Origin of the sequence: Streptomyces jeddahensis, assembly GCF_001642995.1 — a bacterium.
GTDB classification, from domain to species: domain Bacteria; phylum Actinomycetota; class Actinomycetes; order Streptomycetales; family Streptomycetaceae; genus Streptomyces; species Streptomyces jeddahensis.
Map to the genome: position 1 here is coordinate 1 of NZ_LOHS01000193.1, position 8,439 is coordinate 8,439.

10 protein-coding genes and 1 pseudogene are annotated in these 8,439 nt (G+C 67.8%); 10 read left to right on the top strand and 1 reads right to left on the bottom strand.

Annotation, left to right across the window (positions count from 1 at the left end; all coding sequences use genetic code 11):
* Both STSP_RS39845 and STSP_RS34445 read left to right on the top strand, forming a co-directional pair.
* Nucleotides 1–341, top strand: a pseudogene (locus tag STSP_RS39845) (hypothetical protein); the annotation flags it as partial.
* Nucleotides 342–501: 160 nt separating this feature from the next.
* Entirely contained in the window at nucleotides 502–1,215 is a 714-nt protein-coding gene (locus tag STSP_RS34445) for a class F sortase (protein ID WP_067284971.1), read from the top strand.
* A gap of 117 nt (nucleotides 1,216–1,332) precedes the next feature.
* Here STSP_RS34445 and chvE read toward each other — a convergent pair whose 3' ends face one another.
* Nucleotides 1,333–2,424 carry a multiple monosaccharide ABC transporter substrate-binding protein gene (gene chvE, locus STSP_RS34450; protein WP_067284972.1) on the bottom strand — a complete coding sequence of 364 codons (1,092 nt, stop codon included), beginning with the start codon at nucleotides 2,422–2,424 and terminating at the stop codon, nucleotides 1,333–1,335.
* Between the two features lie 441 nt (nucleotides 2,425–2,865).
* Between chvE and STSP_RS34455 the strand changes: the two genes are divergently transcribed.
* From STSP_RS34455 to STSP_RS34490, 8 genes are all read left to right on the top strand, one after another.
* Nucleotides 2,866–3,243 (top strand): DUF6059 family protein, encoded by a 378-nt coding sequence (locus STSP_RS34455; protein ID WP_157902975.1) that lies wholly within the window; start codon nucleotides 2,866–2,868, stop codon nucleotides 3,241–3,243.
* A 261-nt stretch (nucleotides 3,244–3,504) separates the two neighbouring features.
* Complete coding sequence (locus STSP_RS34460; protein WP_067284974.1) at nucleotides 3,505–4,002, top strand: SRPBCC domain-containing protein; 498 nt, start codon at nucleotides 3,505–3,507, stop codon at nucleotides 4,000–4,002.
* Nucleotides 3,999–4,349, top strand: a complete 351-nt coding sequence (locus STSP_RS34465) for an ArsR/SmtB family transcription factor (protein WP_067284975.1) — start codon at nucleotides 3,999–4,001, stop codon at nucleotides 4,347–4,349. The genes STSP_RS34460 and STSP_RS34465 overlap by 4 nt, the downstream gene beginning before the upstream one ends.
* A 39-nt stretch (nucleotides 4,350–4,388) precedes the next feature.
* The gene (locus tag STSP_RS34470; protein ID WP_067284980.1) at nucleotides 4,389–5,159 is read left to right on the top strand and encodes a DUF899 family protein; all 771 of its coding nucleotides are present in this window, start codon (nucleotides 4,389–4,391) and stop codon (nucleotides 5,157–5,159) included.
* Nucleotides 5,160–5,450: 291 nt separating this feature from the next.
* Nucleotides 5,451–5,915: an RICIN domain-containing protein gene (locus STSP_RS34475; protein ID WP_067284976.1), complete on the top strand. Its 465-nt coding sequence runs from the start codon at nucleotides 5,451–5,453 to the stop codon at nucleotides 5,913–5,915.
* Between the two features lie 150 nt (nucleotides 5,916–6,065).
* Complete coding sequence (locus STSP_RS40655; RefSeq protein ID WP_232789910.1) at nucleotides 6,066–6,458, top strand: AAA family ATPase; 393 nt, start codon at nucleotides 6,066–6,068, stop codon at nucleotides 6,456–6,458.
* A 466-nt stretch (nucleotides 6,459–6,924) separates the two neighbouring features.
* Nucleotides 6,925–7,320, top strand: coding sequence for a hypothetical protein (locus STSP_RS34480; RefSeq protein WP_067284977.1), 396 nt, complete (start codon nucleotides 6,925–6,927; stop codon nucleotides 7,318–7,320).
* A 761-nt stretch (nucleotides 7,321–8,081) separates the two neighbouring features.
* Nucleotides 8,082–8,315 (top strand): hypothetical protein, encoded by a 234-nt coding sequence (locus STSP_RS34490; protein ID WP_157902976.1) that lies wholly within the window; start codon nucleotides 8,082–8,084, stop codon nucleotides 8,313–8,315.
* Nucleotides 8,316–8,439: the final 124 nt, after the last annotated feature.

The following is an 8,439-nucleotide window of genomic DNA, read 5'->3' on the forward strand; positions in this document are numbered from 1 at the left end:
AGGACCACTACAAGCCGAAGGGTGGCGTCCACGCCGGTGGCGGCGCTCTGGCCCTGAACCGGGCCGGTGACGACGACTACTACGACAAGAAGGACGACTACGGCAAGGACGACGACAAGAAGGACGACTACGGCAAGAAGGAGCACGACTACGACAAGAAGGACTACGACAAGGGCTACGACAAGAAGGACTACGACAAGCCCAAGGGCGGAGTCCACGCCGGTGGCGGCGGTCTCGCACAGTCCGGCAGCAGCATCGCCGCGGGTTCCGCGCTGCTGCTCGCGGGCATCGGCGCCGGCACGTACATCCTGCGGCGTCGCAACGCCTCGGGTGTCGCGTAAGCCTGATTCAGGCAACACGGCACAGGCCTGATTCAGGCACCCTCGCCAGTCGCTGCGCTGTCGCGGTCGCCCTCGGAGGGCGGCCGCGGCCGCGGCCGTTCACTCGGACCGCTCTCGCGGCCCCGCTTCACCGCCTCCCATTCATGAAAGGCACAGTTCCATGGCCGCCCCGCAGTCGCCCGAGCCGAACAAGACCCGGACCACGCCCGCTTCCCGCACCCTCGTCCGCGCCATGTTGTGGCCCGTGGCAGCAGTGGTGCTGGGCGCTCTGCTCATCCACAACTCCCTGGAACCGCCCGCGGATCTCAAGCCGCAGGCCCGTCCCTCGGTGATCGCCTCCGCCACGCCCAGCCCGTCCCGGGCGCCCAGCACGCCGAAACCGAGTCCGTCCCCCACCGGTCCGGTACTGACCCGCTCGGTGCCCAAGCGGATCTCGATCCCGGCGATCTCGGTCGACGCGCCGTTCACGTCGTTGTCCCTCGCCGCCGACGGCCGCATCAACCCGCCGCCCGTGAACAACGACAACCTCGTCGGCTGGTACAAGGGCGGTGCCTCGCCCGGTGAACGCGGCACATCGATCGTCGTGGGCCACGTCGACACCAAGACCGGTCCGGCGGTGTTCATGGGGCTCAGCGAGCTCAAGCCCGGAAACAGGGTCGACATCACGCGCGCGGACGGCAGCGTCGCGTACTTCAAGGTCGACTCCGTCGAGACCTTCAGCAAGGCCGAGTTCCCCAACGACCGGGTGTACGACGACACGCCCGACCCGGAACTGCGCCTCATCACCTGTGGCGGCGACTATGACAGGGCAGCCCAGGACTACGAGGACAACGTGGTCGTCTTCGCCCACCTCGACTCGGTCAAGCGTGCCTGAACCCGGCCGGTTCAGGCCACGGACCGTGGGTGCCCGCCCGGTCTCCGGCGGGCACCTGCGCATGTTCGGGGCGCATGCTCCGTGCGCATGGTCCGCTCGAGGAGCATGCGCCGTGGGTCACTTGAGGTCGTCCGCGTTGATGTAGCCCGAGTCGATGAGGACGTCCCGGTAGTTCCCCTTGTCGACGCTCACCGGCTTGATGAGGTACGCCGGGACGACCTTCTTCCCGTTGTTGTACGACGTGGTGTCGTTGATCATCGGCTTCCGGTGGTGGAGCACGGCGTTGACCATGCTCGCGGCGACCAGGGCGAGGTCGCGGGTGTCCTTGTAGACGGTCTGGGACTGCTCCCCGTCCATGATGGACTTGACCGAGGGAACCTCGGCGTCCTGGCCCGTGACGATGGGCAGGGGCTTCGCGGCGGTTCCGTAACCCTGCTTCTTCAGCGCGTTGATGATGCCGATGGACATGCCGTCGTACGGCGAGAGGACCGCGTCCACACGGTCGTTGGCGTACGTCGAGCGGAGCATCGCGGTCATTCGTTTCTGCGCGGTGGCGCCGTCCCAGCGGAGGGTGGTCACCTTCTCGAACGCGGTCTGCCCGGACTTCACGACGAGTTCCTTGTCGTCGATGTAGGGCTTCAGGACGCGCATCGAACCGTCCCAGAAGAAGCGGGCGTTGTTGTCGTCGGGAGACCCGGCGAACAGCTCGATGTTGAGGGGGCCCTTCGCGGTGCCGTTGACCAGTCCGAGGTGTTCCGCGATGTACTCCGCCTGGAGTTCGCCGACCTGCTCGTTGTCGAAGGAGGCGTAGTAGTCGACGTCGGGGCTGTCCAGGATCAGCCGGTCGTAGGCGATGACGGGGATGTCGGCGGCGGCGGCCTTCTGCAGGACGTCGGTGAGCGCATGCCCGTCGACCGAGGCGATCACCAGGGCGTCCACGCCCTGGTCGATCATCGCCTCTATCTGTGCGACCTGGGCCTTCGGGTCGTTGTCGGCGTATCTCAACTTGCTCTCGTAGCCGTACTCCTTGAGCTCGTCGACCATGTTGTTGCCGTCGTCTATCCATCGCTGCGACACCTTCGTGGGCATCGCTATGCCGACCGTCGCGCTCTCGCTGCTGGCTGTGCCGCTGTCCGAGCCGCAGGCGGTGAGAGTGAGGGAGAGAACCGACGCGGCGATGGCCGCAGCGAGCGGGGAGCGGGCGCGCATGCTGATCGTCCCTTGCGATTGAGAGGCAGACGGTGAAACGTGGCTGATCGGGAGTCCCGTGGGGGGTTCCGGGATTCCGGTGGTGGTTCGGGGAGTTCGGCGGTTCGGGGAGTGCTGCAGTTCGGGGAGCTTGATGCTGGGCCGTGCTGAGTCCCCGCGCCGGAGGACGGGCGCCGTACCGGACTAGTGCGTGCGGCTCGTACGTCCGGGTGATCGCCGCTCGGTGACCGGCACCTGGATGCGGGGAACCATCCAGGGACGGCCGTCTCACCGGATCTCGGTGAGGCGCTGGAGCGTCGGACCGGACGGTGTGCGTCAAGCCGGCACTCGACTGATCCGCGCGGAGACAAGGCCGGTTGACCGTGCCCCGCTGGCGTGGCCCTCAGGTGTGGAGTGGCGGGCAGCCTACCTCAGACACACATATTCACCACAGCCCCTTCCATGACCCCCGTATACGTCACCAAACCGACCAGTCGGAAGGTGGCGGCCGACATGTCGCGCGCGGCCGGCGTCCTCGACCCGTTGTACTCTCGCGGCCTGACCACAGCCATGAAGATCATCGATGCCTTCGCCGCCCTGTCCCGGGGAGCCCTCTTGTGCGGGACGCGCTGCTTCGCGCTGCTGTACGAGGGACTGCAGGCGGCAGGCTCCGTATGGGTGCACCCGCTGCCGCCCGAAGCCCGATCGGCCCCCGCGCCGGAGCCGCCACGGCGCATGCTCGACACCCCACCCGACGGGCACCCGGAACGGCTGTGCCCCCACACGCCCCCGTCCCCCGACGAGATCGACATCTGGACACGCCTCCACGGCGACCCCTGAGCAGCGCCCATGAGTCGCTGAGTCGCTGATCGGGCTGTCGAGCGCGGATGCGGAGGGAGTGCGACGTCAGGGCGGGCCCTGCGCGTTGTGGTTCGGCGCGTCGGGGCGCGCGAGGTGCTGCCGCCGCTGCGGTACGCCGACGGGGGTCGTAGGGCGACGCTCGACCGCGCGGCGTACTGCAACCCATAGGTTGCAGGCGCGAGGCCGATGTGCAATCGTTGGGTTGCAGATTGATGCCCGGGAACGCCCAGGGAGGAAGCCATGAACGACACCACCTACACCGACGCCGAGCTCGCCGAGCTCGACCGGATCGCCCGGCAGATCGACATCGACGCCCCAGCCGAGCGGGTCTGGGAGTTGATCGTGCGCCCCGGCTGGTATGTCAACGACGGTGCCGTCGAGGCCGACCCGGATCTGCGCTACGAGGGCGACGTGGCCGTGGTGCACCATCCGACGCTGGGCGAGTTCCGATTCCGGACTGTAGAGCTGGACAAGCCGCGCTACGCGGCGTTCCGATGGATCGGCACCCCGTTCCGGGACGAGTCGACGCCCTCGACCCTCGTCGAGTTCTGGATCGACGAGCGGGACGGCGGCGGGGTGACGCTGCGCGTCGTCGAGAGCGGGTTCTCCGGCCTCGCCGACGACCCGGCCGCGTGGCTGAAGGAGCGCGAGGGCAACGACAAGGGGTGGCTCGCCGAGCTGGAGGCCGCGAAGGTGTTCGTCGAGAAGTCCGCGCCGGCCCCGACGACGCGACCGTGACCGCAACCCTCCCCGTCGTGTGTGCCGCGCTCGGCGACCCGACGCGATGGGAGATCCTCACCCGGCTCGGCGAGGGCCCCATGTCGGCGTCCGCGCTGGCCAGGGTGCTGCCGGTGAGCCGTCAGGCGATCGGCAAGCACCTGGAGGTGCTGCGCGAGGTCGGGTTGGTCGAGTCGGAGCAGCGCGGGCGCGAGGTCGTCTACCTCGCCGTCGGCGCCCGGCTGGGCGCGCTGGCCCGGGAACTGGACCGGATCGGCCGCTCCTGGGAGACCCGCCTGCTGCGGATCAAGGAGTTGGCGGAGCGCCCCGGCCCGGCAGCCTCCGAAGCCCCGGAAGCCTCCGACTGACGGAAGCCGACTGATGACTTAAGACGATTGGACACGATCGTGACCGAGTACGACAGCACGACGGCGGACCCCGACAGCGCGCCGGCGCTGCCGCCGGTGGCCGACCGGGCCGTCTTCCAAGCCGAACTGGACAAGCTGCGGGTCCGCGAGAAAGCGCACACCCGGGAAGGCGACGCGATCGCCGCGACCCGGCGCCGGCTGCCCATGGTCGAGGTGGCAGCCGACCTCGAACTGACCGGGCCCGACGGGCCAGTCACCCTCCTCGACGCGTTCGAAGGGCGCCGGCAGCTCATCGCCTACTACTTCATGTGGCACGACGGCCACGATGCGGCCGGGCAGTGCGAGGGCTGCACCTGGGTCACCACCCAGGTCCAGGAGCTGTCCTACCTGCACTCCCGCGACATCACCTACGCGGTCTTCTGCCAGGGCCCGTACGAGGAAAGCCGCCGCTACCGGGACTTCATGGGCTGGGAAGTGCCGTGGTACTCGGCCCTCCCGTCGCAGGACGAGCTCCTGGTCGGCCGTCACGTCGGCATGATGCACCTGGTCTGCTACCTGCGCGACGGCGACCGCGTCTACGAGACGTACTGGACGACGCTGCGCGGCGTGGAGGCGATGGACTACAGCTACGCGCTCATGGACCTCACCGTGTACGGGCGCCAGGAGCTGTGGGAGGACTCGCCACCCGGCTGGCCGCGTGTCCAGGGCACACCCGCCGACCACGTCCGCCTGCGGCGCAACGGACGCCCCATCCCCCAGTGGTCCCGCATCGAGGCTGGGCGATCCGACGACCTCACGCCGCGGCCGTGACGGGCTCAGCCGGCTCGCAATCAGCTTGTTCACCGGCACCGCGAAGAGCCGACTCAGCAGAGGGCGGGGCGTTGGCCGAACTTTCGGCCCGCGGCCGTCGGTTCAAGGCTGTGCGAGGCACAACGGCAACCACGATGCTCCGCCTGCCCGCATGGGCCTCGGCGTCGCCGGGCAAAGCTCATGTGGCGGTCACTCGGCTTGGGTTCGGCACCGCGCGGCCGTGGTTTCCGGCATATCTCTGGGGAGGGGCCGATGGGTTGGAAGATGATGCGCAGAGGAGTCGTTGCCGTCATGGCCGCGCTGGGCACGTTGGTGGCGACCTCTTCATCGGCGTCGGCATACGGGGTGAAGACCAGCTATTTCCAGAACTACGACCCAGAGGTCGGGTGCCTGGACTATCGGTCCGACGTGGGGGTGTATACCACCCGCTGCAACCTCGGGGAGTACCAGCAATGGATCTGGAACAACACCCCAGGGATCGCCACCCCGATGCGCCAGGTAGCGACACAGAAGTGCCTGGAGCTGAAAGAGTCGATGTCCGGGGGTTGGTATCCGGGAATGAGCACCTGCGACTCCACCGATCGGTGGCAACGGTGGTACGTGCGGTATCCCTCCAGGGGAGGCATCCCGTTCATCGTGAGCGCCGCCGTTGAAGAGCAGTGTCTTCAGGGCCTCGGGGACGGTGACAGAGTCACGGCGACCTGGCATTGCGTGTCCGACAAGCCACGCGTGCGCTGGCGGGTCTTGTCCCTGTGAGGCCAGCAGGCGCCTATCCAGGTCTGCGTTCCAGTCTGTTGCCATAGGCGGTAGCCGTGGGCCTGTTCCGTGAAATCGCGGAACTCGGCGGCCCGCTCATGCCGTCCCAAGTCAGGCTGGACGGCGGAGACTACCGCGTCGCCCATCCCGATGTCATCGACATGGCCGCGCACTTCCCCGAGCCGAGTGCTCGCCGGACCACCCAAGGTCGGCAAATCCCGGCTCTCCCTCGGACTGGGCCTGTCGGTCGCGGCCGGAGGCAAGGCGTTCGACTCCGTACAGGGCGGCCCGGTGCTCCAGCTCGCCCTGGAAGACACCCCGCGCCCGCGGACAGGCGGACGGCATCCTGCACGTCACCGGCCGCGACGTGGACGAAGCGCGCTACAAGGAGCGGCTGCGCTGCACCAGCCGCGAAGGGGAATCGTCAGCCGATCGCTAGCTGGCCCTGCCGGCTCCCGGAGAACTTCCCCGCGTATTTACCGCAGCCACCCACAGAAACTGGGTGGCAGCCGGACGGCTCCGGACCCTCCCCGCGATCGCTAGGGGGCCGGCGCTGTTCTGGGTGGGGCTGCACATGCTCTGAACAGCAAAAACGCCCTCCCGTTGGGAGGGCGAGGCATGGCGCCCCCGGCAGGACTCGAACCTGCGGCCAAGCGCTTAGAAGATGCGGGCACACCCCAGCGGCCCGGCCCATCGGGTCCGCGCCGCTTCCGCGGCAAGCTGCCGGGTGCCGTCGTCGTCCGCACTCGTTGCCGTCAGCGTTGCCGTCACTGCCGTCGGCGTCTTGGTACGTGACCACCGCCTTAGGAGTTCGATCAAGCTTCTGCGGACTCGGCGTCTGTATGACGTGCGTCGTACGCCGTTTTGCAGGGGGTACGCCGCTGTCCGAGGTCGTTGATGTCAACGATGGATGTCAGGCGTTGGTTCGATGACTATGTCCGACGCGCGCTCGCTGCCCTTCTCGGCACCCCCCTGCTGCTCCTGGAACCCAGCCTGCGAGAGTGGTGCCGTGCTGCTGGATCCTCAGAACACTCTGTTCGTCCATGGTGCCACGCCCGTGCTCCTGCTGGCCGACGCGCCTGTCCACGATGCCCTGCCGCTCCTGACCGCGCCCGATGGGGCGGTGCCCCTGTGTGCGGGGTGGAGCATCGTCCCTCGACTCACCCTGTGCGTCGTAGACGGACCTGGAGAACACGGACTCGTCGTCCCCGCTCTCGCTGCGCCGGTGCTAGGCGGGGCCGACGGCGCTGCGGCATCGAGCAGCATGGCCGACTGGTGCGCGGATGCCGAGCAGGCCGGCGGAGCAGTGGTTCTGTCCTTGAACCAACTGCCCGAGGCGCTCGACTGGTCTGCCCTGCTGTCCTCGGGCACCGCCCGCGGCGGCTTCGTGCCTGCCCTGGCTTGACCTCAGTAGGCGCCGGACTGGCGGAGCCAGCATTGGTGGTTGCTGTACCTCTCTGCTGTACAGCACCAGCTTGAGGATGTACAACCACGCCGTGACGACTCAACCAACACGGGCGATGTGGTGGGCCGAATTGGCGGTCTTCCTCGTTGGGGCAGCAGCGACCCTCACGTTGATCATGTTCCTGTTGTCGCTGGCGGCCGGGCGCCACTCGGTCTCTCTTGGCGTTGGGCCCTCATCCGTGCTGCTCGCTCTGTCCGTCGGTGTCGGCATCTTCAGCAGCGGCCGGTTTAGGGCTTGGGCGTTGCGCCGCCAGGCTGCGTCCCTCGTGACACGATCCTGAAAACCGTCGTGGCGCAAGCCACCGTGGGTTCAAATCCCACACCCACCGCCAGGCGAAACGGCCCCTGATCAGGTAATTCGGTCAGGGGCCGTTCAGTTGGATGCTGCCCGTGAGTGGCCTCTGTTGCCCGCGGCTCCCCGTTGGATCGGGCACGGCTGGGGCACGGCTGGTGTTGTCAGACCGCCCCCTCGATGCGGACTACGCGCAGGGCGGTTGTTGAGGTCTGCCGAGCACGTCAGCCGGTCCCCTGGGGCTGGTGGCGGTCAGTCGTGGGCGCGGTGGTTGCTGTACTTCGCTGCTGTACAGCCGCTCCTGAGCACAGACACGAAGACGGTGCACCCGCGAGTGAGCGACCCCGTGAACCGGGCCTGTTGCAAAGGAGATCATTCGCTGCGAGGGTGTCGCCGTGTGGATGGCGCTCATGTCCTTGATCCTGTTGCTCGGTGCGGCTTCGGCGATCAACAAGGCACGCAAAGGACAGTGGTACACCGCAGGAGGGATCTTTCTCCCCATCCTCGGCGTGGGTGTGATGCTGTTCGGCGGACTGGAACGGCATAGCCCGCTGCTCTTCTGGCTGGGTGTCGCCCTCGCTGTCGTCGGATTCGGTGTGGAGTTCATCGCTTACCGGAGAACTCGTCCATCTGTGCCCCAATAGACGACCAAAGCACCAGTTTGGAAGATCGCGTAACCGGATCCGGGCTGACGTGGCAAGACGCTGACCTGTGCGTTCCCAGAGCGCTCGCCGACGGTCCCCGTTGGTCCCGGCCACTCGCCGTCCG